Annotated in this window: 21 protein-coding genes; 10 read left to right on the top strand and 11 right to left on the bottom strand. The window is 64.6% G+C overall.

The features are described 5' to 3' along the window. Positions 1 to 814 precede the first annotated feature (814 nt). Positions 815 to 1912 (top strand): TrmB family transcriptional regulator, encoded by a 1098-nt coding sequence (locus FY251_RS16090; RefSeq protein WP_148416093.1) that lies wholly within the window; start codon positions 815 to 817, stop codon positions 1910 to 1912. A 240-nt stretch (positions 1913 to 2152) separates the two neighbouring features. Here the strand turns inward: FY251_RS16090 and FY251_RS16085 are convergent, their stop codons facing one another. From FY251_RS16085 to FY251_RS16075, 3 genes are all read right to left on the bottom strand, one after another. Next, complete coding sequence (locus FY251_RS16085; protein ID WP_148416092.1) at positions 2153 to 2971, bottom strand: IclR family transcriptional regulator; 819 nt, start codon at positions 2969 to 2971, stop codon at positions 2153 to 2155. A gap of 610 nt (positions 2972 to 3581) precedes the next feature. Further along, positions 3582 to 4838 (bottom strand): hydantoinase/carbamoylase family amidase, encoded by a 1257-nt coding sequence (locus tag FY251_RS16080; RefSeq protein WP_148416091.1) that lies wholly within the window; start codon positions 4836 to 4838, stop codon positions 3582 to 3584. Positions 4839 to 4966: 128 nt separating this feature from the next. Then, positions 4967 to 6229, bottom strand: a complete 1263-nt coding sequence (locus FY251_RS16075; RefSeq protein WP_148416090.1) for an amidohydrolase — start codon at positions 6227 to 6229, stop codon at positions 4967 to 4969. A gap of 185 nt (positions 6230 to 6414) precedes the next feature. Between FY251_RS16075 and FY251_RS16070 the strand changes: the two genes are divergently transcribed. The 6 genes from FY251_RS16070 to FY251_RS16045 all read left to right on the top strand — a co-directional run bounded on the left by FY251_RS16070 (position 6415) and on the right by FY251_RS16045 (position 12589). Further along, entirely contained in the window at positions 6415 to 8166 is a 1752-nt protein-coding gene (locus FY251_RS16070; RefSeq protein WP_148416089.1) for an ABC transporter substrate-binding protein, read from the top strand. Between the two features lie 75 nt (positions 8167 to 8241). Beyond that, complete coding sequence (locus FY251_RS16065) at positions 8242 to 9201, top strand: ABC transporter permease (RefSeq protein WP_148416182.1); 960 nt, start codon at positions 8242 to 8244, stop codon at positions 9199 to 9201. Position 9202: 1 nt separating this feature from the next. Continuing rightward, positions 9203 to 10207, top strand: a complete 1005-nt coding sequence (locus FY251_RS16060) for an ABC transporter permease (protein ID WP_148416088.1) — start codon at positions 9203 to 9205, stop codon at positions 10205 to 10207. Next, positions 10204 to 11280, top strand: coding sequence for an ABC transporter ATP-binding protein (locus tag FY251_RS16055; protein ID WP_148416087.1), 1077 nt, complete (start codon positions 10204 to 10206; stop codon positions 11278 to 11280). Before FY251_RS16060 ends, FY251_RS16055 begins: the two co-directional genes overlap by 4 nt. Continuing rightward, positions 11277 to 12383 carry an ABC transporter ATP-binding protein gene (locus FY251_RS16050; protein ID WP_148416086.1) on the top strand — a complete coding sequence of 369 codons (1107 nt, stop codon included), beginning with the start codon at positions 11277 to 11279 and terminating at the stop codon, positions 12381 to 12383. Before FY251_RS16055 ends, FY251_RS16050 begins: the two co-directional genes overlap by 4 nt. After that, the gene (locus FY251_RS16045) at positions 12380 to 12589 is read left to right on the top strand and encodes a hypothetical protein (RefSeq protein WP_148416085.1); all 210 of its coding nucleotides are present in this window, start codon (positions 12380 to 12382) and stop codon (positions 12587 to 12589) included. Before FY251_RS16050 ends, FY251_RS16045 begins: the two co-directional genes overlap by 4 nt. 498 nt (positions 12590 to 13087) lie before the next feature. Here FY251_RS16045 and FY251_RS16040 read toward each other — a convergent pair whose 3' ends face one another. The 5 genes from FY251_RS16040 to FY251_RS16020 all read right to left on the bottom strand — a co-directional run bounded on the left by FY251_RS16040 (position 13088) and on the right by FY251_RS16020 (position 18242). Continuing rightward, the gene (locus tag FY251_RS16040) at positions 13088 to 14245 is read right to left on the bottom strand and encodes a sialidase family protein (RefSeq protein ID WP_148416084.1); all 1158 of its coding nucleotides are present in this window, start codon (positions 14243 to 14245) and stop codon (positions 13088 to 13090) included. A gap of 62 nt (positions 14246 to 14307) precedes the next feature. Further along, positions 14308 to 15141: a hypothetical protein gene (locus tag FY251_RS16035; RefSeq protein ID WP_255516724.1), complete on the bottom strand. Its 834-nt coding sequence runs from the start codon at positions 15139 to 15141 to the stop codon at positions 14308 to 14310. Between the two features lie 11 nt (positions 15142 to 15152). Further along, positions 15153 to 16256 (bottom strand): ABC transporter ATP-binding protein, encoded by a 1104-nt coding sequence (locus FY251_RS16030; protein WP_148416083.1) that lies wholly within the window; start codon positions 16254 to 16256, stop codon positions 15153 to 15155. A 124-nt stretch (positions 16257 to 16380) separates the two neighbouring features. After that, positions 16381 to 17301, bottom strand: a complete 921-nt coding sequence (locus FY251_RS16025) for a carbohydrate ABC transporter permease (RefSeq protein WP_148416082.1) — start codon at positions 17299 to 17301, stop codon at positions 16381 to 16383. Further along, positions 17298 to 18242 carry a carbohydrate ABC transporter permease gene (locus FY251_RS16020; RefSeq protein WP_148416081.1) on the bottom strand — a complete coding sequence of 315 codons (945 nt, stop codon included), beginning with the start codon at positions 18240 to 18242 and terminating at the stop codon, positions 17298 to 17300. The genes FY251_RS16025 and FY251_RS16020 overlap by 4 nt, the downstream gene beginning before the upstream one ends. A gap of 157 nt (positions 18243 to 18399) precedes the next feature. Between FY251_RS16020 and FY251_RS16015 the strand changes: the two genes are divergently transcribed. Continuing rightward, positions 18400 to 19197: an aldo/keto reductase gene (locus FY251_RS16015; RefSeq protein WP_148416080.1), complete on the top strand. Its 798-nt coding sequence runs from the start codon at positions 18400 to 18402 to the stop codon at positions 19195 to 19197. Positions 19198 to 19434: 237 nt separating this feature from the next. Here the strand turns inward: FY251_RS16015 and FY251_RS16010 are convergent, their stop codons facing one another. Both FY251_RS16010 and FY251_RS16005 read right to left on the bottom strand, forming a co-directional pair. Next, a complete protein-coding gene (locus FY251_RS16010) occupies positions 19435 to 20370 on the bottom strand; it encodes a dihydrodipicolinate synthase family protein (RefSeq protein ID WP_148416079.1) in 936 nt (311 codons plus the stop codon). Positions 20371 to 20503: 133 nt separating this feature from the next. Next, positions 20504 to 21916, bottom strand: a complete 1413-nt coding sequence (locus FY251_RS16005; RefSeq protein WP_255516723.1) for an ABC transporter substrate-binding protein — start codon at positions 21914 to 21916, stop codon at positions 20504 to 20506. 102 nt (positions 21917 to 22018) lie between these two features. Here FY251_RS16005 and FY251_RS16000 point away from each other — a divergent pair, with 102 nt between their 5' ends. Further along, positions 22019 to 23257, top strand: a complete 1239-nt coding sequence (locus FY251_RS16000) for a four-carbon acid sugar kinase family protein (protein ID WP_148416078.1) — start codon at positions 22019 to 22021, stop codon at positions 23255 to 23257. Further along, positions 23257 to 24264 carry a 4-hydroxythreonine-4-phosphate dehydrogenase PdxA gene (gene pdxA, locus FY251_RS15995; protein ID WP_148416077.1) on the top strand — a complete coding sequence of 336 codons (1008 nt, stop codon included), beginning with the start codon at positions 23257 to 23259 and terminating at the stop codon, positions 24262 to 24264. Before FY251_RS16000 ends, pdxA begins: the two co-directional genes overlap by 1 nt. 69 nt (positions 24265 to 24333) lie before the next feature. Here the strand turns inward: pdxA and FY251_RS15990 are convergent, their stop codons facing one another. Next, a complete protein-coding gene (locus FY251_RS15990; protein WP_042666443.1) occupies positions 24334 to 25098 on the bottom strand; it encodes an IclR family transcriptional regulator in 765 nt (254 codons plus the stop codon). Positions 25099 to 25439: the final 341 nt, after the last annotated feature.

Genomic DNA, 25439 nt, shown 5'->3' with positions numbered 1-25439 from the left:
ACGGACGACCTCCGAGCCGTCGTTCGGTATCCTGCGGGGAGCCATTGTCTGACATTCGGACACATGCAACACACATATCTGATCCATCAGGTCATATCAATTACAGTCTGGGGGAACAAATCAGCGGAGAATATGGTTGTCGAGAATTCTTTCCTCCCCAAAATCGACATTAGAGCGGATGAAAATCGACTTTCTGTTTCAACTAGCCACGTGAGATAAGATATCGGACACGAGCAGATTTTCTGTATAGGACGATGAAAAATAAGTCCGCCGACATCCTAAATACCTGCTGGAGGACTTCTAACGGCGTATCTGAGAGTGACGGCAGAATCGATTCGATTCTCGGTGGGTACACGGAGCCGCGTCACCGGCTTAGCTATCATACTCTAGAGTATTTATGGGGTGGGACCGACGTATCTATTACAAGATTAATACCGTAATGTCCGGCGGTGCTCCCCGTTCGTAGCGTTCCCTCAAGAGAGATCGGGGACAGTCACTCGGCAGTTGACTCGTGGTTCGAGACAGGCATCGTACGTTCGACTGGCCTGGGTGAGTCGCGATCTCGGGAGCGGTGTCTCCGACGGGTCCCGGATGTAGTATATCGCCCACCAACGACGTCCGAGATAGTGGCAGTGATTCAACTATTACTGGGGAATCCGAACAATGAACTGTTCGCGAGCGACGGCAGCGCTTTGGGGGGTCGAAATCCCCCACACGGGCGTCGTGCCACGTACCGGTCGAACGCAAGCGACCCCCCGAATCGGGGGCGGGCATCAGCGAAGTATTCATGGTGAACGATTGTGTGGGTGCGGGTATGGACCGCGAAACGCTGACGAAAGCCCTCGAATACGCGGACCTCACGTCGTACCAAGCCGACGCCTATCTCACACTCCTCGAAATGGGCGTCTCACCTGCTATCGAGGTGGGCCGTGAGAGCGCCGTCCCCGTCTCGCAAGTGTACGACGTTCTCCGGGGCCTCGAATCGAAGGGATACGTCGAAACGATCGAACGAGAGAAACTGTACGTCCAGCCGTGCGACCCGGAGGCGGCGATGGCGGACCTAGAGTCCAGGGGTGAACTCCTCCACGATGCTGCTGAAGCGGTCCGCGAGCGGTACCGAACTCCCGAGCGGATGGACGCCCGAGTCGGCGTCACCAAGCGTGTCGACACAGCGGTCGAGAACGCACAGGACCTCATCGACGACGCGGAAACCGTCGTTGAGGTCGCCGGGTCGTTCGAACAGCTCCAGTCGCTTTCCCCGGCGCTTCGAGAGGCCCGCGACCGAGGTGTCGTCGTCCGTGCGTCCGTCTACATCGACCGGGGTGACGAACCACCCGCAGCGTTCGGCCCGAGTGGGGTGCTCTCAGAGCTTCGCGTGTGTACCATTCCGGGACCGTTCCTCGTCGTCATCGACCGAAACAGGACGTGTTTCGGACCGAACACGCGCTCCGACGAAGACTACGGCGTCCTCGTCTACGACCGTATCCTGCCGTTTGTCTTTCACTGGTTCTTCCTCACCTGCCTGTGGAACCTCTACCCGACCGTCTACCTCGACGCCGAAGACCAGTTCACCTACGTCACTATCGAAGAGTTCATTCGGGATATCGTCCCGCTTTGGGAAAGCGGGTTCGAACTCGGGGTCACTGTCGAAGGTGTCGACCTCGCGGATGGAGGAGAGACGACTGTCGAAGGGAGCGTCGCCGACATCTCGTTCTACGGAGACGAGCGACCGCCGTCGCGATTGGCACTGTCTGACCTGGGTGCGTACAAGAACCTCACGCTCGACACGGGCGATGAAACGGCCGTCGTCGGCGGGTGGGGCGCTGTCTTGGAAGACATGGAGATACGGACGATTACCTTGGAGCGCGTCGACATCGGAGAGACACCGTTCACCCACGAGAGGCGAGACTGACGGTTCAGTTCTCCCCCCTTCGAGCGGCGGACGACGGCTGCGGGACGGCTCTTCGAATCACAACACCGACAGTGTTCAAACACCTGATATTTCCGGTGACGGTACGAGGATTATCCCCGGTGTAACGGTCGGGACGGCGGTCAGAGCGCCGAATCGCCCGACCGAACACCCCCGAAATCGAGAGAGATGCCACAAAAGATTACGGGCATATCTGTGTCATGGCCGTCGGTGGTGGGCGGTTCAGTCGAAGCGTCCGGCGTTGGAACTCCGCGCCGCCATGTTCATGTTCACCTCGATGATGTTGGCCGTGCTCGTGACCATCTCGGGGATGGTGTCGCGGAACTGCTCGCCTTTGATGCGACTCGTCGGCCCCGAGACGCTCAGCGCGCCGAGGACGGTGCCGTTGCGGTCTCGAATCGGCGCGCCGACCGCGCGGAGGCCCTCGATCTCCTCCTCGTCGTTGCAGGCGTATCCCCGCTCCCGAATGGCGTCGAGTTCGTCGAACAGCGCGTCGCGGTCGGTGATGGTCGCGTCGGTCTTCGCCGGCAGGCCGTGTTGGTCGACGATTTCCTCGACCCGACTGCGCGGGAGGAACGCGAGGATGGCCTTCCCGGTCGACGACGCGTGGAGGTTATCCGGGCGCTGAATCTTCGAGCGCTGGTACTGGCTGCCGACCGCGCGCTCGCCGCGCACCTTGAGCAGGCTGATGCGCAGGCCGTGCTGTTCGGTCGAGAGGTGGGCGTACTCGCCGGTCTTCTCCGCGAGCGCCTCGACTTCCTCCTTGCCGACCTGGTAGAGTATCTGCTGGTTGCGCACGTACTCGCCCAGAAGCAGGAACTGGAGGCTGAGATGGTAGCTGTCGCCGTCCTTGGCGACGAGGTTGTTCTTCCGCAGGGTCGCGAGGTGGTTGTACACCGTGGACTTCGAGAGGTCCAGGTAGTCGACTAACTCGGCGACGCGCGCCCCGTTTAACTCTTCGAGCGCCCGGACGACGCTGACCGCCGTGTCCACCGTGCTCAGCGTGCGGGACGGCGCATCGGTGTTGGGGTTCTCGGGCATGCTACGAGAACGTCCATCTGGTGTCATAGCTGTTCCGAATATCTTGCAATCGAAACGGGATGAGGGAAATCGGTGTTGAGACCGGGGCTCGAAGCGGATATCACTCGATAATTGTCCAGCAAACGACGGGCCGTGAGACGACCGGGGCCCGACTTGCGTGAACGAGCGCGCGACCCGTGACACACCCGAAGCGACGCCCGTCGCTCGAACCCCATCGATTGTCAGATACGCGGAATCAGCGTCTCCCCCGGTATCCGGTCGCTCGCCGGCGCTGTTCGCGGCCGCGCCGCACACGTCCCGGAGAGTCGTTGTATTTGATGACAACGCCCGGGACAGAGCGAGTAGCCGCAGGTTTCGCGGGGTAAACTCGATAACTCTCGGGGCGAGGGTTCGACCGGAGCGGCACGGGAAGCCGCGGTTCGCGTTCGAGCGCGCCCCAGACGCGGGTACACGAGCGTCCGCCCGCGACACGGGCTGACTCAGTGTCGCGTGTCACATATCGAGACGGATGCCGCGGTCGCGACGAAACCGCGGTAGAGACGCAAATATGGCCGTGAAATGTGTGAAAACGGAAAACTAGTTCGCAACGAGGCGGGCCGCCGGCCGCGGCTCACGCGCCGGCGAGACGAGCGAGCGTCCCCGCGAGAACCGTCGCCGCGGTCGCACAGTCCTCCCAATCGGTCCATTCGCGGGGGTTGTGCGAGAGGCCGTCCGCCGACGGAGCGAACAGGAGCACGGCATCGGTGACGTCGGCAACATTTGCAGTATCGTGCATCGCCGCGGAGTGCATCCGTTTCGCGTCGATATCTTCGGCCGCGGCGGCGTCGAGGGCGGCGGCGACGCAGTCGTCTGCCATCCGGCTCGGGCGCTGGTCGCGGTAGCGGTCGAAGTTCGTCTCGACCGGGTGGGCGGCTTCGAGTTCGTCGAGCGCGGCGGCGGCCCGCTCGGCGATGGCGTCCATCGCGCGGTAGTCCACGTCGCGGATGTCCATCTGCAGGGCGACCTCCCCGGGGACGATGTTGCGGGCGTTCGGGGCCACGTCGAACTGGCCGACGGTCCCCACGGCGGTCGAACTCCGATTTTGCGCCACGTCGTCGGCCGCGGCTCGAAACTCCACGACGAACTCGCTCGCGGCGACCAGCGCGTCGCGGCGCTCGTCCATCGGCGTCGCGCCGGCGTGGTCGGCCTCGCCGACGATGTCGGCCGCGCAGGTCGTGATGCCGGTGATGGCGTCGACGACGCCGACCGACGCGCCCGCGGACTCCAGCACCGTCCCCTGTTCGATGTGGAGTTCGGCCCACGCGTCCCACGCCGCGGCGTCGACGGTGTCGGTCCCGCGGAAGTCGATGGCGTCGAGGTGCGCGTCGAGAGTCGTACCGTCGGCGTCGCGGAACGCGAGCGCGTCCCCGGCGTCGCGCGTCCCCGTCGCCGCCGACGACCCGAGCAGGCCGTGGGAGAAGCGCGCGCCCTCCTCCTCGGTGAACGAGACGACGTCGATGGGGCGGTCGAGCGCGAGGTCCGCTTGCCGTTCTTGGAGCGTCCGGACCGCTTCGAGCGCCGCGTAGACGCCGAGCGGGCCGTCGAAGATGCCGCCCTCGGGGACCGAATCGAGGTGACTGCCGGCGGCGACGGGGGCCGCGTCGGGGTCGGCCCCCTCGGGAACCCACCGGCCGGCGATGTTGCCCACGGCGTCGACGCGGACCGAGAGGCCGGCGTCGCGCAGTCGCTCGACGAAATATTCGCGGGCGCGGCGGTCGGCGTCGCTCCCGGTCAGGACGGTGCGGCCGCGTCCCGCCGGCGCGTCGATGTCGCCGAAGCGGGCGTTCGCTTCGATGTCCTCGCGGAGTCGTTGCTGGGAGGCCTGCATGCTCGGCTCAACTCACAAACGGCGTCTATTAATTGTGCGTGTTCGTGGCAGGTTCTACGGGGAACTGGCGGCGACGGCGGGCGAGACGCGCGGCTGGTCGGGGTCGAACAGCCGGGTCGAACCGCCGCTTAGAGCGTTCGAATCGTCCGACACACCACGTCGACGCCGATGTCGAGGGCGTCCTCGTCGATGTCGAACCGCGAGGTGTGGTGGCCGAACTCGTTGCTCGCCCCGATGCCGACGTAGGTCGCCTTCCCGCCGTGTTCCTGCACGCGCCGGATGAGGTAGGAGGCGTCTTCGCTCCCCCCGATGTCGAGTCGCGGGACCGTCTCGGTCACGTCGTCGAGGTCGGCCGCCGACGCGAGGACGGCTTCTATCATCTCGTCGTCGGCCGTGAACGTCGCCGTCTTCCCGTACAGCCCCGTCTCGACGGACACGTCGTGCATGCCCGCGGCGTGGTCGAGCACGCGCCGAGCCTTTCCGAGCATGTACTCGTTCAACTCGGCGGTCCCGCCGCGGACCTCGACGCGGAGGCGCGCCTCCTCGGCGATGATGTTCTGGGGGTTGGGCGACTCGAACTTCCCGACGTTGATGCGGGTCGCGCCGTCGGCGTGGCGCGGAATCCCGTAGAGGTTCTGGACCGCAGCCGTCGCCGCGTGCAGCGCGTTGCGCCCCTCGTTGGGCGCGTTGCCCGCGTGGCTCGGCGCGCCCTCGAAGGTCACGTCGAGCTTCGCGTTCGAAAGCGGGTTCTCGTAGGCGGCGATGACGGTCCCCGTGGGGTTGCCGAGGCCGAGGTGGAGCGCGAGGAAGTAGTCGATGTCGGAAAGCAGGTCGGTCTCGCTCATCGGCTTACCGCCGCGGCCGCCCTCCTCCGCCGGCTGGAAGAACAGCCGGAGCGTGCCGTCGAACCCGCCGTCGTCGTCGATGTCGCGGGCGATGCCGAGACCGATGGCGGTGTGGCCGTCGTGACCGCACGCGTGCATCTCGGTGGGGTGCGTGCTCGCGAAGCCGAGCTTCGCGGGGCGGTGTTCCTCGTCGCTCGACTCGGTGCGTTCGAGGGCGTCCATGTCGACGCGGACGCCGACGGTCGGCCCGTCGCCGAACCGCTTCTCGGCGACGAGGCCCGTGACGCCGTCCATCCGGTCGAGGTAGGCCTCGGGTGCGCCTTCTTCGCGTGCTCGCTCGATCGCGGCCGCGACCGCGTCGTCGTCGGGGACCCCGAGGCGCTCGTCTTCGGCGACGGCGTCGGAACCGAGATGGAGCGTGAACTCGCGGTCGTCGAGCGCGGCGGCGATGAGTGCGGTCGTGCGGAACTCCTTCCATCCGGACTCCGGATGGGCGTGAAGGTCCTGTCGTAACTCTCGCAGGGAGAGCGTGCTGGCGTACGCCATGCCCCCGACATTGCAACCACCCCGTTAAACTGTTTGGGAAGCGGTAGCACAACGAACTCGACCGGACTATAGTGGGAGATAGTGCCAAGATTGTGAGAGTTTGGCAAAGCTATAAATAACGGTGTTTCATGAGCTAAGGTATCACGCGTACCGCTACAAGGGTGTGTACGTAGCTCCAGAAAACAATGGCAGACGACAACATTACCGAGATAAACATGGACAGACGGCAATTTATCGCGGCCGCGAGTGCGGTCGGCGCGACGGCGTTCGCGGGCTGCACCGGCGGTGACTCCGGTGGCTCCGGTGGCTCCGACGGGACCGAAACGAGCGGTGGAAGCACCGAGAGCAGTTCGTCGGGCGACTCGGGGGAGACCGTCCGCGTCAACGTCGCGCTCGCCGCGGAGCCGTGGAACTTCGACCCCGCGCTCTGGACGGACACCGCGACCAGCACCATCGGCGGCCTCGTCTACGACGAGGTCATCGAACTGACGCCCGACTCCGAGCTGCAGCCCGGGCTCGTGACTGAGGTTCCCGACCCCGTCGACGGCGGGACCGCGTTCGAGTACACGCTCCGCGAGGGTATCACGTTCCACAACGGCGACGAGGTCACCGTCGAGGACTTCAAGTACTCCGTCGACTGGATTCTCAACCCCGACAACAACTCGCCGGTCAAGAGCCGCCTCCCGTTCGTCGAGGACACCGAAATCGTCGGCGACCGGACGCTCCGGCTCAACCTCTCCCAGCCGTTCGGGACGCTCAACTGGTGGCTCACGCGCGGGCTCGAAGGCATCGTCCCCGAGGGCTCCCGCGGCGACACCGCGGAGGGCAAAGGGCCGAGCGGCCTCGCGACCGACCTCACGCAGGACCCCTCCGGCGCGGGCACCGGCGCGTTCAAATTCGTCGAGTGGAAAAGCGGCAGTCACGTCCTCCTCGAAAAGAACGAGGACTACTGGAAGGACGGCGCGCCCGCCGTCGACGAGTTCAGGTTCGACTTCATCGGCGAGGACTCCACGCGCCTCGCGAACCTCCGTTCGGGCCAGCTCGACCTGACCGACAAGGTCCCCCCGAAGGACTTCGAGAGCCTCAGCGGCCAGCCGGACATCACGACCGAGTCCGTCCCCGGAAACTTCACGCAGGTGCTGTACGTGAACTTGATGGAGTCCGAGGGCAACCCGATGAGCAACCGGCACAACCGCCGCGCGGTGCTGTTCGGCATCGACCGCGAGGAGATTCTCGACGAGGTGTTCTACGGGCAGGGCGCGGTCCAGAAGGGACCGTGGTACCCCGACAGCGACTGGACCTCGCCGAAGCTCAAGGAGATGCAGATGTACGACCCCGAGAAGGCCCAGAAGGAACTCGAACTCGCGGGCAACCCCGACGGCTTCGAGATGGACATCATCGCCACGAAGGGGTCGTGGTTCAAAGACGAGGCCGTCGTCATCCAGAACCAGCTGTCGAAAATCGGCATCGAGGCCAGCGTCACCGCCGTCGACAAGTCCACGCTCCTCAACCAGGTGTACAGCACCGATTCGTGGCACGCCGCGATGGAGGACTGGGCGCAGTCGATTCCGGTCGCCACGTCGTGGCTCGACGCGGGCTACGCCGACAACAACCACAACCACAACAACTGGCACCACCCGTCCGAGGACCTCGAAGACATCTACGCGCCGAGCGGCCCCGCCGCGCCCGAGGACGCCGAGGGCGACTTCTCGAACGGTCACGAGTGGTACGTCTCGAAGCTCCGCGAGGCGCAGGCGTCGACGGACGAACAGGAACAGAAGGAAATCGTCTGGGAACTCGAAGAGTACCTCGTCGAACACGGCATCCAGATCGACATCGCCTACGTGAACAAGCTCGAAGCGTGGCGCAACGCCGTCAACGACTACGAGGTGGGCACGTTCCAGGACAACTACCGCTTCGTCTCGAAGGGTGAGTGAGGAGCCGATGCACACGCGTTCGCGTCGGACTCGTCGACCGCCGGCGGCGACCGTGGAGGTGACTCAGCCGTGAGCATGTCCCGGTTCGTCCTCAAGCGCCTGCTGTTGAGCGTTCCCGTCCTCCTCGGGGTGAGCGTCGTCGTCTTCGCGCTCGTCCACCTCGCCCCGGGCGGGCCGGTGCGGGTGATGCTCGGCCCGCTCAGCAACGAAGAGCTCGTCAGACAGATTCGGCTGGAGATGGGGCTCAACCGCCCGCTGTACGTCCAGTACGGCATGTGGGTGTTCGACGCGCTGCAGGGCGACTTCGGCGTGTCGTGGACGGTCCAACAGGGGACGCCCGTGACCGACATCATCGTCGAGCGCATCCCGCTGACGGTCGAACTCTCGATTCTCAGCATGATCACGGCCGTGCTCATCGCCATCCCGGCGGGCATCATCAGCGCCGTCCGGAAGGACAAGCCCGCGGACCACGCCGCGCGCATCGCCGCGCTGTCGGGCATCTCGATTCCCGACTTCTGGCTGGGCATCATCCTCATCATGATATTCGCGGTGCAGTTTTCGTTCCCGTGGGCGACCGGCGGCTGGACGCCCCCGTGGGTCGACCCGGTGGCGAACCTCCAGCAGTTGTTCCTCCCGGTCATCACGCTCGGGACGGCCTACTCCGCGCTCATCGCCCGGATGATGCGCTCGGAGATGCTGGACACGCTCAGTCAGGACTACGTCAAGACCGCCCGCGCGATGGGCATCGGCGCGCGCGAAATCGTCCTCAAGGACGCCTCGAAGAACGCGCTCATCCCCGTCGTGACCGTCATCGGCGTCGGACTCGGCCAACTGATGAACGGCGCGATTCTGACCGAGACGGTGTTCAACCTCCCCGGCGTCGGGAAGCTCCTGATACTGGCCATCGACCGCCGCGACTACCGCATCATCCAGGCGCTCATCCTGTTCATCGCGAGCGTGTTCGTCTTCGCGAACCTCGCGGTGGACGTGCTGTACGCCTACCTCGACCCCCGCATCAGACACGATGGAAACTAACATGGCAACGACAGACCACACGGACGAGGCGGTGCCGGCCGCGCAGGCCCCCGGCACGCACCACAGTCAGTTCGAGATGTTCTGGAAGGAGTTCCGCCAGAACACCCTCTCGCTCGTGGGGAGCGCGATCATCCTCACGATGCTCCTGACCGCGCTGTTCGCGCCGTTTCTCGCCCCCCACGACCCGACGACGCAGTTCGAGGCACCGGACGGCGAACACAACCCGATGCCGATGGGCACCGAGATGCTCGTCGAGAACGACGCCGGCGAAGTCGTCGGCACGACGACGGCCTACCTCGGCACCGACCACCACGGTCGGGACATCCTCTCGCGCATCATCTACGGATTGCGGACGCTGATGACCGTCTCGCTCGGCGTCGTCGGCTTCGCGATGGCGCTCGGCGTGACCGCCGGCGCGATTGCGGGCTACTACCGCAACACGTGGGTCGACGAGGTCATCATGCGCTTCATGGACATCCTGTTTTCCTTCCCGAGTCTCATCCTCGCCATCGCGGTGCTCGGCGTCCTCGGGGTCGGAAGCACGGAGTACGGCTCCTTTACGCTCCCGAACATCGTGAAGGTCATCGCCGTCATCGGCGTCGTCTACATTCCGAGTTTCGCGCGCGTCATGCGCGGGTCCGTCCTCAAGGAGATGGAAGAGGACTACATCGACGCCGCGAAGTCCCTCGGCGCGAGCGACCGACACATCCTCGTGAAGGACATCGCCGTCAACACCCTGCCGACCGTCGTGGTCCAGGGGACGCTGTACATGGGGACGGCCGTCCTCGCCAGCGCCGCGCTGTCGTTCCTCGGGCTGGGCATCCAGCCGCCGAACGCGAGCCTCGGGCTGATGCTGTCGAACGCCCGCGGCTACCTCTACAGCGGCGAGTGGTGGTACTCGGTGTTCCCCGGGCTCGTCATCGTCGTCACCATCCTCGGGTTCAACCTGCTCGGCGACGGCCTGCGCGACGCGCTCGACCCCCGCAACGACGGAGGCGAGCGATGAGCGCCGAACCCGACGAGCGGCCCGTGCTCGAAATCCGCGACCTCGTCACGCGGTTCTACACCGACGAGGGGACGGTCAAGGCCGTCGACGGCTCGTCGTTCGACCTCTACGAGGGCGAGACGCTGGGCATCGTCGGCGAGTCGGGCTCCGGCAAGTCCGTGACCGCGCTGTCGATGCTCCAACTCGTCGACTCCCCCGGTCGCATCGAGGGGGGGAGCGTCCGCTACCGCGGCGACGACCTGCTCGAAAAAAGCGAGGCCGAGATGCGGTCGATTCGGGGCAACGACATCGCGATGATGTTCCAGGACCCGATGACGAGCCTCAACCCCGTGTTCACCGTCGGCGACCAGATCAGCCGGGTCATCAAGACCCACCAGGACGTGTCGGACGCGGCGGCCCGCGAGCGGACCATCGAACTCATGGCCGACGTGGGCATCCCCGAACCGACCTCGCGCGTGGACAACTACCCCCACCAGTTCTCCGGCGGGATGCGTCAGCGCGCGCTGCTGGCGATGGCTATCTCCTGCGAACCCGACGTGCTCATCGCCGACGAGCCGACGACGGCGCTCGACGTGACCATCGAGACGCAGATATTCAACGTCCTCGACAGACTGCAGGAGAAGTACGGGATGAGCATCATCCTCATCACGCACGACCTCGGCGTCGTCGCCGGGACCTGCGACCGCGTCGCCGTCGCCTACGGCGGCCGCGTCGTCGAGCGCGCCGGCGTGGACGACCTCTTCGAGAACCCGCGGCACCCCTACACCCGCGGCCTCATGCGGTCGATTCCGCGGCTGACCGACGACACCGACCGGCTGACGCCCGTCGAGGGCGACGTGCCGAACCTCACCGACCTGCCGTCGGGCTGTTCGTTCCACCCGCGGTGTCCCCACGCGACCGCCGAGTGCGAGTCGTACGACCCCGAACTGCGGGAGGTCGAACCCGGCCGGGAGGCGGCGTGTCTCCACGCCCGCGGCTACGACCTCTCGCCGTCGGCCATCGAGACCGACCCCGTGGAAGCTGACGGCGGCGGTCCCGCAGCCCCCGCGACCGACGGAGGTGAGTCGCGATGAGCGACGAGCCGCTGTTGTCCGTCTCGGGACTCCACAAGCACTTCACGCAGAACGACGGCTTCATCGACCGCCTGCTCGGGGCCGACGAGACGGTGAAGGCCGTCAACGGCGTCAGCTTCGACATCGAGCGCGGCGAGACGCTCGGCCTCGTCGGCGAGTCGGGCTCCGGCAAGTCGACGACGGCGCGGTCGGTCCTCCGACTGGACGAGCCCACGGAGGGGACGGTCAGCTACGACGGCACGGACCTGACGGCGCTGTCGGACCGGGAGATGACGGAGATGCGAAAGCGCATCCAAATCGTCTTCCAGGACCCCGCGTCGAGTCTCAACCGCCGGAAGACCGTCGGCCAGATAATCAAACAGCCGATGGAGATTCACGGCCTCTACGAGGGCGAACGCGACGCCCGCGTGGACGAACTCATGGAGACCGTCGGCCTGCCGCCGCAGTACTCCAACCGCTACCCCCACGAGTTCTCCGGCGGTCAGCGCCAGCGCGTCGGCATCGCCCGCGCGCTCGCGGTCGACCCCGATTTTATCGTCGCCGACGAGCCCGTCTCCGCGCTCGACGTGTCGATTCAGGCGCAGATTCTCAACCTCCTCGACGACCTGCAGGAGGAGTTCGACCTGACGCTTCTGTTCATCGCTCACGACCTCAGCGTGATTCGCCACGTCTGCGACCGCGTGGCTGTGATGTACCTCGGCGAAATCGTCGAACTCGCCGACGCCGACGAGCTGTTCTCGAACCCCCAACACCCCTACACGCGGGCGCTGTTGGGCGCGATTCCGCAGCCGGTGCCCGAACTCGCGCGGCAGCGACAGGTGCTCGAAGGCGAGGTCCCCTCGCCGCTCGACCCGCCGTCGGGCTGTTCGTTCAACCCGCGGTGTCCCGAGGCGACAGAAGAGTGCGCGTCGGTCGACCCGACGCTCGACGACGTGGCGGGCGCGACCGGCGGCCACAAGGCCGCCTGTATCCACGTCGACGAGTTCGAGACCGGCGCGGGCGTCCCGAGCGCCGCACAGGGCGTCGACGAGCGGTTCAGCATCGAGAACTTCGACGCCGAACCGACGCTCGTCACCGACGGCCGAGGTGACGACGACAGATGAGTATCGCCGTCAAACCGATGCTCCGCATCGTCCTGACGTTCGCCATCGTGTGGTTCTACCGCGGGCTGTTGCCGCCGCTGTCGCCCGTCGCGAGCACCGTCGCGCTGGTCGTCCTCGCGGTGCCGACGTGGGTGGTCGTGAGCCGCCTGCTTTTCAATGCCGGCGGGGCGCTGGCGATGATAGACGACGAGTTCGGCCGCACGTAGCGGGCGGCGGCCTGACCGTGGCGTGCCGACGTCGACCGTTTTCACGAGGGGCCGAGCGGTTCGGTGGTCGTATCCACCCACGTAGCCGGTGTGTGGCTCTACCGGAGCCCGAATCCAATTTCCGGCACCACTAGAATTGTTGTTTTAGAACTATACTATGTCGCTGTGGATACGATTTTACCAGTCCTGAGTAGTCATACGAACTCTCGATGGCAAACAGAAATCTCTATAGAGGACATAGTACTCGAAGTTAGACAGATATTCTCGATAGAACAAAATATGATAAGCTAATCTGTCCGGAAAATTGTCTCCCCAGTCATACCCACAGATAGTCTGCCACCGGTTATGTTGTGATGAACATACAAGAATGATTGCGGGCACGTGCCGTTGAGGAGACGTGAGTCCGTACACTCGGAGCGAATACAGTTCCCGGAGACTCCGGTGTGGAATCCAGCTACGAGTGACGAAAGCGTGGGTACGAGGGTATCTGGTGAGAGGTCACCGGTCAGCCAGTAGTTCCTGCGGGTCGAATCTGGTCGCGGCGATGTGTCTTGGACCCCCGTCGACGGCGACGTCGTCGTCCTGTTTGTTGAAATAGTACGTGGCGAGGATGGTCCCGTCGTCGAGCACGGCCGCCCGCGGGTAGCCGAGGTCGTAGTTCGCGCCGTCGTCACGGAGAATCCATTCGCGGCTCCACGTTGCACCGTCGTCGTGGCTCACGCGGGCGCGGATGCCGTACGGCGGGTGGCGGTAGCCGTAGATACACACGAGGGACCCGTCGTACGCCAGGAGCTTGCTCGGTGCGCCGAGGTCGTTCACGCGCGAGACGAACGACCAGTTGCGCCCGTCGTCGGTCGAGCGGTAGATTTCGGTCCACTCGCAGTCGACTGAGATCTTACACCGAACGGCCGCGACGAGCGACCCGTCGTCGAGCAGCACCGGCGAGGGACACAGCATGCGGTACTTCTCGCTCCCGCCGATCTGCGACAGGAACGACCAGTTCTGTCCCCCGTCGAACGACGCGTACACGATCGGCACGTCGTGGGGGTCGGTGGCCGTTTTTCCCGTCAGCATCAACAGGAGCGTGCCGTCTTCGCGCGTGATGTACGACGGACGGCCCTGTATCCGCTCGAAGTCGAACATCGGGAGGCGCTTCGCGTCGCTCCACGAGTCACCACCGTCGTCGGACAGTTTCACCCAGGGGACCGCGTCCGAGGCGGCCGAATGCGGCGACGACCAACAGGCCATGAGGGTATCCCGGTTCGAGAAGTCGTGGGGTTCGACGTCCGGAATCTCGTTGTAGAGCACCTGTTCGGAGGTCTCGACGTTATCCGAGATGACGCCGTCGTCCGTCCACGTGTCGCCGCCGTCGGTAGTTCGCATCGCACGGATAGCGCCGTAGGTCTCGATGCGCGCGTGGCTCAACTGATTCTGCTTGTTCTCGGTCGGCGAGACGACGCTCCCGTAGCGAACGACTTTGGCGTCGTGGAGGTTTTCCGGCACCGAGTAGTCGCAGTCGTGGTTGATGAACGCGACGACCACGCCGTCGTCGGTCTTCCACATCCCGCCGTTGAACGGCCACGCCGAGAACTCGCCGTCACCGTGGTAGACGACGGTGTGTTCGGCACTCTCGACTCTCTTGGGTGAAGCTAGCATGCGTCTGTTTCACAGAGTTGGGGCGGGGATATTAAAGATACCGCAGGCGGTAGCGAAACGGGTCACGCGCCGACGACTTCGACGAACGAGGCGTCGCAGTCCGCACACCGCATCGTCGTGACGGTTCGCGTCCGACAGCACGTCTCTTCGGTTCGATGCTGAAAATCGGGTTCGCCGCCGCAGGTCGGACAGCGGTCGAGGAACAGTCGAAGTTCGCCGAGGGCGATGCCGCGCGTTCTCGAAGACAGCCCGTGCCAATCCGGGAGCTCGTCCGCCAACGCAACCGCACCGGCCGCGTCGGCGAGGAACGCTTCGCGCGAGGGCCACCGACCGGCGTGCGCCCCGTCGACGGAGACGGCGAAGTCGCCGGCCGATTCGTCGACCGCGAGCGCAGACGGCTCGGCGTCGACGAGCGCGGACGCCGAGAGTGCGGCGTCGACGTCGCCGTCAATCGTGTCGATTGCGTCCGTCCACGCGCGACGAACGGCGTCCGTCAGACAGAAATCGGCCCCGCGGTCGCACGGCACGAGCACGCCGTTTTCGACGAGGACGTTGTCGCGGTCGGCGTTGGTCACGCCGACTGACTCCGAGTGCGAATCGACCGCCGTCTGTTCTGACCCGTGTTCGAAATACGCCATCACCTGCGAGGGAAGATATCGCTGTGTCAGCGTCGGCGTGCCCGGTATCAGATACCCCCGGAGGGCGATGGCCGCGGCCGACGCCGCGAGTGCGACAGCACCCAAGAGCGGCGACCCCACCCACGCGACGACTCCGGCGAGGGCGACGGCGAAGACGGCGTTCACGCCGGTACAGGGGAGACACCGATTGTCACCCGTGTACTCCGGGTTCCTGACTCGGTCGAACACGGTCGAATCGCGGTGACGCAGCCAGTTCATCGGTCACCTCGTCACACGTCCGGGCCGCGAGTCACGACATCGTCGGAGCCGGAATCGAAGAGATGCGTCGCCCGAGCCTCGATAGCGAGGCGGATCACCTCGCCTTTTTCGTAGGAGTTGTCGGCCGGGAGCGTCACCCGGACTTCGCCCTGCGGGCCCTCGATGGTCGCCAGCATCTGCTTTCCGATCCGCTCGATGAGGGTGATTTCGCCTTCGAGGTCGCCGTGGTTCCGGTCGAGCGCGACGTCTTCGGGGCGGACGCCGACCGTGACTTCGTCGCCGACGCCGACCGCCGTGGAATCGACCACCTGAAGCTCGACCTCTCGGCCGTCGACCGACACGACGACCGTCTCTCCGCTCGCGCGGTCGACGGTGCCGTCGAAGAAGTTCATCGACGGGTTGCCGATGAAGTTCGCCACGAACCGGTTCGTCGGCCGCTGGTAGAGTTCGTCCGGCGTCCCGATCTGCTCGATGCCGCCGTCGTTGAACACCGCGATACGGTCGCTCATCGTCATCGCCTCCTCCTGGTCGTGGGTCACGTAGATCGTCGGCTTCTTCACGCGGTCGTGGACGCGCTGAATCTCCTTGCGAATCTCGACTTTGAGCTTCGCGTCGAGGTCGCTCAGTGGCTCGTCCATCAGGAACGCCTCCGGTTCGTGGACGATGGTTCGCGCTAAGGCGGCCCGCTGTTGCTGACCACCGCTGAGTTCGCCGGGGTACTTCTCCAGCAGTTCGCGAATCTGCATGATGTCCGCGGCCTCCTCGGCGTTCTCGTAGCGCTCTTGTTTCGGAACGTTCCGGACTTTCAGCGGGTAGGAGATGTTCTCTTTCACCTTCATGTGCGGGTAGAGCGCGATGTTCTGGAACATCATCGCTAAGTTCCGCTTGTGAGCCGGCTTCCCCGTCATGTCCTCGCCATCGAATCGGATGCTCCCGCTCGTCGGCGTTTCGAGCCCCGCGATACAGCGGAGCGTCGTCGTCTTCCCACACCCGGAGGGACCGACGAACGTGAAGAAATCACCCTCGTCGATGCTGAAGTCGATGCCATCGACGGCCGTGATCGTGCCGGACGGCGAACTGAACTCTTTTCGCAGGGAGCTGACCTCAATAGTCATGATTGACAACCACATACAGATTGAGAGACGTTACCATTATACGTTTCGGTGGCTGCAGTTTCTCGGCCTCGAAACGAGAGGAGAAGAAAGCGAGGTTACGTCGGTGAGGGGGGTCGGCCGAGCGTCACATCTGCCCGCCGACTTCGAAGCCTTCGAGGAGGTACTTCTGGAGCGCGAAGACGAAGATGAACGCCGGGATGACCATCATCACGCTCGCGGCCATCACCTCCCCCCAGAGCGTCTGTTTCTGAATCGTGAACATGTGGATACCGACGGTCAGCGGCCAGTTCTCGCTCGTCGGCATGATGATTCGGGGAATCGTGTACGCGCCCCACGCCGTCGCGTACGAGAAGATGGCGACCGCGATGACGCCGGGTTTCGCCATCGGCAGCGCGATCTCGTAGAACGCGCGGAACGGCGACGCGCCCGCCATCTGGGCGGACTCCTCCAACGAGATGGGGACGTTCTGGAAGAACTTCCACATCAGCCAGATGCCGAACGGAAGCGCGGTCGCCGTGACCGCGAGGATGAGACCGAGGTGGCTGTTGATGAGGCCGATGCGACTCCAGAAGATGAACATCGGAATCGCGAGCAGGATCTGCGGGAACATGTACCCGAAGAGGATGATTCTCGCGAACGTCTTCTTGTGCGGGATGTCGATGCGCGTGAGCCCGTAGCCCGCGAGCGTCGACATCGACGTCGTGACGCCGACGACGCCGACCGAGAGGATCATGCTGTTCGTGAAGTACGTCGGGAAGTTCGTCCCCTCGAACGTGTTGACGAAGTTCTCGACCGAGAGGGCCTGCGGCAACAGCGTCTGCGGAACGTTGTAGATCATGTCGGTCGGCCGCAGCGCCGTGCTGACCATCCAGAAGATCGGGAAGATGACGACGAACAGCAGCAGCACCAACAGGGCGTTCAAAAGCAGGTTCCACCCTCTCGACCGACCCTGGTGCGAGAGGTGCGTCAGCGGGTTCCACGGCTTGTCGACGGTCCGCTGCTTGACGCTCGACCACTTCTGCCCGATGTCGTTGCGAATGCTCATTCTGCACGCACCTCCGCGGACGGTTCGAAGATACGGAAGTACAACACCGCCGCGACCAACAACACGATGAACAACACGGTCGAGACGGCCGCCGCGATACCGAGTCGGCTCGTCCCGAAGGCGACGTTGTACGCGTAGATGGGTGCGGTCGTCGTCGCCCCCCGGGGGCCGCCCTGCGTGAGGACCCAGATGTAGTCGAAGGTGTTGAACATCCACACCGCGCGCAGCAGCAGCACGATGAAGAACACGCCCTTCAGGTTCGGTAAGGTGATGTCCCGGAAGCGCTGGTACGCCGTCGCGCCGGACATCTTCGCGGCTTCGTAGAAGCTCTCCGGGATGGCCTGCAGCCGAGCGAGCACCATCACCGTGACGAAGATGGAGTCCTTCCAACTACTCGTGAGAATCGCCGCGATCATCGCCGAGGTCTGGTTGCCGAAGAACGACACGTATCCCTGGGTGAGACCGATCTGGACGGCGAGTTGGTTGACGATTCCCCACTGCGAGTTGAGCATCCAGAGCGCCATGAAACCGATGACCGCGTTCGGGATGAGATACGGGAGAATCGCGAACGTCCGCGCGATGTTGACGAACTTGAACGACCGGTTGAGCAGCAACGCGAGGGCGGTGCCGAAGACCACCTGAATGACGACCGAACCGCCCGCGTAGACGACCGACCGGCTGAGCGCATCGTAAAACGAATCGCTCGACAAGAGCGTCTCGAAGTTGGCGACGCCGATCCACTGCCACTCGTTCGAGAAGGCGTTGATGCTGAAGAAACTCGCGCCGATGACGCCGACAATCGGAACGAGATTCACGAACGTGAAGAGCAACATCGGCGGGAGAATCGTCAGCGCGGCCAGTACCTTCTTTTTCGAGAGGAACTCGAACACCTCGTCTCGTAGTTCCCGAGCCCGAGAGCCATGCTTGTTGATTGTACTCATGGAACGTGCCAATTCTTCATGAACCAACGGTAAAAATCTTCCCATCACCGCAGTCACCGAGGTAGAAGAGAGGGACGAAAGCGGGCGGAGCGCGACCCTCGATGGCTATCCTCCCCCATAGATTATTGTAGGAGTATCCGAGAACGTACTGACGACCATGGTATTTGGAGAGCCGAGAGTCGGCTTCGGAACGTGGCAGAACACCGACCCGGACGCCTGTGCGGAGAGCGTCCGAACGGCGCTGGAGATGGGCTACCGCCACATCGACACGGCGCAACTGTACGACAACGAGGCCTACGTCGGCGACGGAATCGAACGGGCGGACGTCGACCGCGAGGAGATAACGCTGGGGACGAAGCTCTGGCCGGGCGACCTCGCGTCCGAGCGCGTCCCCGAAGCGGTCTCCGAGAGCCTCGACCGCCTCGGCGTGGACTACGTCGACGTCCTCTACGTGCACTGGCCGGCGAAGGACTACGACGCCGCCGACACGCTCGGCGCGTTTTCCGAACTCCGGGACGAGGGCCTGATTCGGAACGTCGGCGTGAGTAACTTCACCCCCGACCTGCTCGACGAGGCGCGGGCCGCCTGCGACGCCCCAATCGCCGTCAATCAGGTCGAACTGCATCCGCTGCTCCCGCAACCGGACCTCATCGAGTACTGTCGCGGTCACGATATCGACGTCGTCGCCTACTCGCCGCTCGCCCGCGGCAAGGTCTTCGAGATTCCGGAGATAACCGATATCGCCCGCGAGAACGGCCTCAGCGAGGCGCAGGTCGCCATCGCGTGGCTGCTCTCGAAAGACGGGGTCCACCCCATCCCGAAGGCGTCGAGCGAAGACCACATCCGAGGAAACCTCGACGCCGCGGACATCGAACTCGCGTCGGAGGAACTCGCTCGCATCGACGATATCGACCGCGAGCTACGAATCGCCGACCGAGACTGGGTCGACTGGTAACGCCGACCCGAGAGCGGGATTTTACGAACCGTCTGGGAGAGTCACCGGCAGTGACGTGACACACGAGGCGACGAGAACATCGGGTTCCGAACCGGACACGCGTCGGAAACGGTACGTGAGTGATACAGAAGGGAAGCCGGCAGGGGACGCTGGCCGTACGCCGGGTCGTCGCAGGCAGGACGGCACCGGCGTCTGCGTCGCGGTTGGATGGCAGACAGATCCGTACGGGGGACCGCCCTAATCGTCGGCGGGGACCACTTCTCTGGTTCCTCGTTCGTGCATGTGTGCGACGGCCTGCTCGATCGCCGCGCGTTTCTCGTCGCCGTTCGCCACCTCATCGAACGGGTGGAAGAGATGGCCCGCGTCGCGCCCGAGGACGTCGATGGCGGCTTTTTCGCCGGCGGGGAAGTTCGACTCGTAGTCCTCCATCGCGGCGCGGATGAGCGGCACGATAGAGAGGTGAAGCTCGCGGGCGCGGTCGTAGTCGCCGCGCTGCGTGGCCTCCCAGATTTGGACGGAGACGCGCGGGCAGACGCTGCTGATACCCACGATACCGCCGTTGACGCCCAGCGTGTACGTCGGGAACTGCGCGATGCTCATCCCGCCGAGCACGAATCCGTCGTCGCCGATGGCTCGGAGGTAGTGCGTCAAGTTGCCGAGCGTGCTGCTGACCTTGATGCCGGCGACTTCCGGGATGTCCCGGACGAGGTCGCCGACGAGTTCCGCGTCGAGGTCGAGCAACGCCATGACGTCGTAAATGACGATTGGCAGCTCTGAGACGTCCGCAATCGCGCGGTAGTAGTCGCGAATAGAGTCGTTGTCGGCCATGTGCGAGCCGGCGTACCCCGTCGGTGGCATCACCATGAGGAAGTCGGCGCCAGCATCGCGGGCGAGTCCCGCTTTCGTGGTGGCCTCGTGCGTCTGCCGCGCGATGACTCCCGCGACCACGGGAACCGCGCCGTCGACTTCGTCGACCGCGACCTCGTAGAGGTGCTGGAGCTGGTCGTTGCTCATCCGCATTCCTTCGCCGGTGCTTCCGCCGACGACGACGCCGGAAACGCCGGCGTCGAGATGGTAGCGAATCTCGTCTCTGAACGCGTCGTCTTTCAGTTGGCCGTCAGCGTCGAGCGGGGTGATAAGCGGGGGATTTACGCCGTGAAGTTCGTTGGTCATCTGTTGTTGGAATCGTGTTTGAATCGGTGTGTTGTTCGGGATGTAACCTAGTCCGCTGTCGTGGTTACGGGGCCTTCGGCACGTCGAGACGACGGACCCCGGCGTCGGTGTCTGTGATGAGATTCACGCGTCGTTACGGCCCTTTCGCCTGGTTCAGCGACTCGCGGGCGCTCTCGGCGACTTGGTCGACCGCCTCTCCTGGGTCCATGTCCTCGCTGATCACGAGCGAGACGGCGGTCGACCCCGGTCGCGTCGTGAAGATGGAATCGACGTAGGGGTTCGGCGGGCTGGTCTCGTGCGCCGGCGGAATCGCGTCGGTCACGGACTTCCACGCCGCGATATCCTCGTCGGTGTAGGAGTCCGGGAGCTTCTCCCGCATGTCGATCTCCTCTTTTTGTTTCGGGTACAGCGGCGCGTTCTGGATGTTGATGTAGCGCTCGTAGTACTCCGGCTGGAAGATGAACTGGTCGAGGAACGTCTTCGCCATGTCCGTGTTCGACCCCTGGAACGAGCAGATGGACTTGATGACGCCGAAGAACTCCCCGGGGCCGTCGGGGCCCGGAATCGGCTCGGCGCGGATGTGTTGGTGGAAGTCGCGGTCGCGTTCGATCGACTGAATCTTCGGCCGCGCACCGCCGTACGTCGTGTGCGCCGACGACTCGGTGTGAAGCGCGTTGATTCGCTCCTCGCAACCGATGTCCGAGCCGGGACCCGTGTACGGCTGGAGCTGTTTGCGGAATTCGAGCATCTCGATCCAGCGCTCGCGGTTCTCTCCCTGGTCGATAGAGACCACGACCTCGCCGTCGTCGTTCCGAGTCGCCATGTTCGCGCCGTTGCTCCGGAGGAAGCACTGGGCGACGAGTTCGCTACAGTAGTGCGTCGACCACGGGAGCAGCGTCGCGTCGGTCACCTCGTCGGAGTTGCTGGCTTCCTCCATCCAGCCGAGCATGTTCTCCCAGGAGTCCGGCGTCGACTCGGCGACGTCCTCTCGGTACCACTGTAGGTACGGAATCGCGAAGAACGGAATCGTGTAGTGCTCGCCGTCGCGTTCGAGGAACGACCGCTCGTGGGGCATGCCCAGTCGGTCCGTGACCGTCTCGACCAAATCGGTCATCGGCGCGAGCGTCCCCTGGTTCTGGAGTTGCGTCGACTGCGTCACCGACGTCGGGAACAGCTCCGGCGGGTTGCCGGACTGAATGAGCTGAATGATGCGCTCTTGGATGCTCTGGCCCTCTGCGCCGCATTCGAGGGTGACGGACGCGCCCGTCTTGTTTTCGAACTCGGCGAACGCGTCCTCCCAGACGCGCTTGAACACGTCCGAACACTCGTCGGTGACGACGCGCATCTCGCGCCCGCTGTAGTCCGGCCAACCGTTTTCCTGTACCGAACCGGTCGTGCTGCCCTCTGTCGGTGTTGACTCCGAGCCGCCACCGCCGCCGCCGATACACCCCGCTAGCCCGGCGACCGCTGAACCGCCGACGGCTCTCAGGACGTTCCTGCGTCGGGTGACACTCCTCTCGCTGTCTCGGCATTCGTTCGATGCCATGAAATCTGCTTCATGATTGTAATGTAAATACATTTCTAACTATTGTTGACATGTAGCACAGAACGGCCGAACATTCATGGGGGCGGGGCGGAACCAGACGGTATGACCGAGTTGAATGCTGTCGTCATCGCAGACGACATCACCGGAGCGAACGACACCGGGAGCCAATTCGCCAGTCGGGGGTATCGGACGAACGTCGTGTTCGACCCGAGCGCACCGGCGGACTGCGACGTTCTCGTCGTCGACACGGAGACGCGGGAAGCGCCGCCGACGGAGGCGTACGACTCGGTTCGAGCCGTCGTGACGGCACACGACGCGCCCGTCCTGTACAAGAAACTCGACTCGACGCTCCGCGGGAACGTCGCCGACGAGCTGACGGCGCTCCTCGACGCCGCGACGCCGGACCTGCTGTTGCTCGCGCCGGCGTTCCCCGCGAACGGACGGACGACGGAAGGCGGCGTCCAACTGGTCGACGGGAAACCGGTCCTCCGGACGCTCACCGACTCGGAGAACCTCCCCGCGGCGTCATCCGTCGTAGCGTTGCTCTCGTCGATTCCGTACCCCGTCGAAACGGTGCACACGGACGTCGTAGACGCGGGACCGGAGGCCGTCCGGTCGCGACTCATCGAGATACACGGCCACCACACCGAGCCGACCGTCGTCGTCGCCGACGCGATGTCTCAGACGCACCTTCGGTCGCTCGCCGACGCGGCCGACCAACTCACCGCCGGCGTGGCCTACGCGGGGAGCGGCGGACTCGCGGGGGCGCTATCGCTCTCACCCTCGGGCGGGGTCGAGGGGGCGGTACTCGGCGTCGCTGGGAGCGTCAGCGAGACGTCGTTCGAGCAACTCGCCGCAGTCCCGGACGACGCGCTCGTGGCGCTGGACCCCGAGGCGATGCTCGAACGCCCCGAAGAGGCCGCGACTTCCGCGCTCGCCCCGGTTCTCGACGCGCAGCGCACCCACGGGTTCGCCATCGTCACGTCGGCTCCGTCTTCCGATGCCGTGGACGCGGTGAATCGGACAGCGGACGCGCTCGGAATCAGCGAAGACGTCGTCAAAGACCGAATCGCGACGGCGCTGCGCGCGACCGTCCGAAGAGTCCACGAGTCGCGGCCGCTGACCGGGCTGTTCACGACCGGCGGCTCGACGACCATCGCGGTGCTCGACGAACTCGACGCGGCGTCGCTCGACCTGACGGGAATCGAACTCGCGGAGGGGGTTCCGCTCACCAGAGTCCGTGGGGGGCCGGCCGACGAGACGCTGCTCGTGACCAAGGCGGGGTCGTTCGGTGACCCGACGACAATAGTTAATTGCCTCGACTTCATCGGTACGCGGTGATGACGGCAAGAGAGAGACCCCTCGTCGGCGTGACGATGGGAGACCCCGGTGGTATCGGCAGCGAGATAATCGTCAAAGCGGCAGCTCAGGTGACCGACGACGCGGACCTCGTCGTCGTCGGCGACGCAGACGTGGTCCGGCACGCGGTAGCGCAGTGCGGGAGCGACCTGACCGTCGAGGCGGTCGACACCGTCGCTGACGTTCGGGCCGATCCGTCGACGCTGTCCGTGCTCGACCTCGACAACGTCGCGTCACTCGCCCACGGCGAAATCGACGAATCGTACGGTCGGGCGGCGCTCGAATACATCGAACGCGCCATCGAACTCGCCATCGCGGGCGACATCGACGCCATCGCGACGGCCCCGATTCACAAGCAGGCGACGGCGCGGGCCGGGAGCGAATTCGCGGGCCACACCGGCATGCTCGCGGCGTACACCGAGACGGACAACTACTCGATGATGCTCATCGAGGGGGGACTGCGCGTCACGCACGTGAGCACGCACGTCCCGCTCCGCGAGGCCTGCGACCTCGTGACGATGGAGAACGTCCTCGACACCATCACCGTCACCGCGCAGGGGTTACGCGATTTGGGAATCGACGAGCCGACGATCGCCGTCGCCGGCCTGAACCCCCACGCCGGCGAGAGCGGACTCCTCGGAACCGAAGACGACGACGCCATCGAACCGGCGGTCGAACAGGCTTGCGAGGCGGGCATCGACGCCGAAGGCCCCATTCCGCCGGACACCGTCTACGTCAAGGCGGCCGCCGGCGACTACGACTGCGTCGTCTCGATGTACCACGACCAGGGACACATCCCCGTCAAGATGCTCGGCTTCGACAGTACCGACACCGTCAGCGGCGTCAACATGACGGTCGGACTGCCGATTATCAGGACGAGCGTCGACCACGGCACGGCGTTCGACATCGCGGGGCAGGGAATCGCATCCGAGTCCAGCATGGTCGACGCGATTCGAACCGCCGCCCGCGTCGCCGTCGAGCGGGCGTGACGAACGCGGAGAACCCGTCGAGTGGTTTCGGTGTCGTTTCCAACTGGCGTGGAAACATCGCATCGTCGGTTACGCGTGTTCTATCTTGAGTTCGATGATGTTGGTCCCGTTGAGGATCTTGTGTGAGAGCTCCTCTTCAACGCGGTCGTCACGGAGTTTGTTCGACGGGACGGTCACGCTGATCGCGCCGACGGGGTTGCCTTCGATGTCCTGAATCGGCGCGCCGACACAGCTGATGCCGACGTCGCCTTCGTCTCGCTCGATAGCGTACCCGCGTTCCCGCGTGGCGTCGAGTTCCTCGAAGAGCGCCTCGCGCGTGCGAACGGTGTTTTCGGTGACCGCTCGAAGCCCCCACTTGTCGACGATGTCGTTCACCTCGTCGTCGGAGAAACACGAGAGGATGGCCCGCCCGAAGGCCGGTCGATGGAGGTACGAGTGCTTCCCCACGGGCGCGAGGTCGACGGCGGCGTTGTCGCCGCGCGCCATGAATATCACGACGCCGCGACCGTTCTCCTCGATTGCGAGATTGACCAGTTCACCGGTCTCTTTCGCCAGGTCGTGGACGACCTTTCGCCCGTGTCGGTAGACCGGAAGCCGCTCTCTGATCTTGCCCCCGTAGTGGAGGAACTGAAGCGAGAGTCGGTACTTGCTGCCCTCCTTGACGACGTAATCGTTCTCTCGGAGCGTCTGTAGGTGGACGTAGACGGTGCTCGTCGGCAGTCCGGTTCGCTCCGACAGTTCCGTTACCCCCAGCGAGTCCTCCTCCACCAGCGCCTCGACGAGTTCGAGGGTCCGCTCAACCGCCTCAAGCGTTCGTGGTTCGTTGGTTGCCATACGATAACACACTATTTCCACCCTGATTAAATATTTGGGTTTGGGGCATAGGTTAGCGCAGTCACGACTGCTGAATCGAACGCTGGTCGAGAACGTGACCCTGGGCCGGGGTGTCGGCTGTCTCGCCGGCCACCGTTCGGCGGAGGGCTCTGCGTCTCCGCCTCGAAACGGAACCGTTGCACGCGGGGAACCACTTTCTGAACGTCCGCCTCTGTGTGCGACAAGTGGACATCTCCGGCGTCCGCTGCGTTGTAATGCCACGATTACGAGCGGTTTGGGTCGAGGTTTGCGTTTCCACTCCGGGTGAAAGCACTAGACGTGTCGGGTGGACTGCGCGGGGA

This window comes from Haloferax sp. KTX1 (genome assembly GCF_902410085.1).
Taxonomy (GTDB): domain Archaea; phylum Halobacteriota; class Halobacteria; order Halobacteriales; family Haloferacaceae; genus Haloferax; species Haloferax massiliensis.
Note: the sequence above shows the minus strand (reverse complement) of the source record. Positions and strands in the feature narration are given on the sequence as shown.

What these genes read in the sequence shown, in the direction of transcription:
- FY251_RS15990 (WP_042666443.1), bottom strand. Translation starts at nt 25,098, where the DNA reads ATGGCAACCAACGAACCACGAACGCTTGAGGCGGTTGAGCGGACCCTC.
- FY251_RS16005 (WP_255516723.1), bottom strand. Translation starts at nt 21,916, where the DNA reads ATGGCATCGAACGAATGCCGAGACAGCGAGAGGAGTGTCACCCGACGC.
- FY251_RS16045 (WP_148416085.1), top strand. Translation starts at nt 12,380, where the DNA reads ATGAGTATCGCCGTCAAACCGATGCTCCGCATCGTCCTGACGTTCGCC.
- FY251_RS16015 (WP_148416080.1), top strand. Translation starts at nt 18,400, where the DNA reads ATGGTATTTGGAGAGCCGAGAGTCGGCTTCGGAACGTGGCAGAACACC.
- FY251_RS16075 (WP_148416090.1), bottom strand. Translation starts at nt 6,229, where the DNA reads ATGGCGTACGCCAGCACGCTCTCCCTGCGAGAGTTACGACAGGACCTT.
- FY251_RS16025 (WP_148416082.1), bottom strand. Translation starts at nt 17,301, where the DNA reads ATGAGCATTCGCAACGACATCGGGCAGAAGTGGTCGAGCGTCAAGCAG.
- FY251_RS16030 (WP_148416083.1), bottom strand. Translation starts at nt 16,256, where the DNA reads ATGACTATTGAGGTCAGCTCCCTGCGAAAAGAGTTCAGTTCGCCGTCC.
- pdxA (WP_148416077.1), top strand. Translation starts at nt 23,257, where the DNA reads ATGACGGCAAGAGAGAGACCCCTCGTCGGCGTGACGATGGGAGACCCC.
- FY251_RS16085 (WP_148416092.1), bottom strand. Translation starts at nt 2,971, where the DNA reads ATGCCCGAGAACCCCAACACCGATGCGCCGTCCCGCACGCTGAGCACG.
- FY251_RS16080 (WP_148416091.1), bottom strand. Translation starts at nt 4,838, where the DNA reads ATGCAGGCCTCCCAGCAACGACTCCGCGAGGACATCGAAGCGAACGCC.
- FY251_RS16090 (WP_148416093.1), top strand. Translation starts at nt 815, where the DNA reads ATGGACCGCGAAACGCTGACGAAAGCCCTCGAATACGCGGACCTCACG.
- FY251_RS16035 (WP_255516724.1), bottom strand. Translation starts at nt 15,141, where the DNA reads ATGAACTGGCTGCGTCACCGCGATTCGACCGTGTTCGACCGAGTCAGG.
- FY251_RS16050 (WP_148416086.1), top strand. Translation starts at nt 11,277, where the DNA reads ATGAGCGACGAGCCGCTGTTGTCCGTCTCGGGACTCCACAAGCACTTC.
- FY251_RS16040 (WP_148416084.1), bottom strand. Translation starts at nt 14,245, where the DNA reads ATGCTAGCTTCACCCAAGAGAGTCGAGAGTGCCGAACACACCGTCGTC.
- FY251_RS16020 (WP_148416081.1), bottom strand. Translation starts at nt 18,242, where the DNA reads ATGAGTACAATCAACAAGCATGGCTCTCGGGCTCGGGAACTACGAGAC.
- FY251_RS16000 (WP_148416078.1), top strand. Translation starts at nt 22,019, where the DNA reads ATGACCGAGTTGAATGCTGTCGTCATCGCAGACGACATCACCGGAGCG.
- FY251_RS16010 (WP_148416079.1), bottom strand. Translation starts at nt 20,370, where the DNA reads ATGACCAACGAACTTCACGGCGTAAATCCCCCGCTTATCACCCCGCTC.
- FY251_RS16060 (WP_148416088.1), top strand. Translation starts at nt 9,203, where the DNA reads ATGGCAACGACAGACCACACGGACGAGGCGGTGCCGGCCGCGCAGGCC.
- FY251_RS16055 (WP_148416087.1), top strand. Translation starts at nt 10,204, where the DNA reads ATGAGCGCCGAACCCGACGAGCGGCCCGTGCTCGAAATCCGCGACCTC.
- FY251_RS16070 (WP_148416089.1), top strand. Translation starts at nt 6,415, where the DNA reads ATGGCAGACGACAACATTACCGAGATAAACATGGACAGACGGCAATTT.
- FY251_RS16065 (WP_148416182.1), top strand. Translation starts at nt 8,242, where the DNA reads ATGTCCCGGTTCGTCCTCAAGCGCCTGCTGTTGAGCGTTCCCGTCCTC.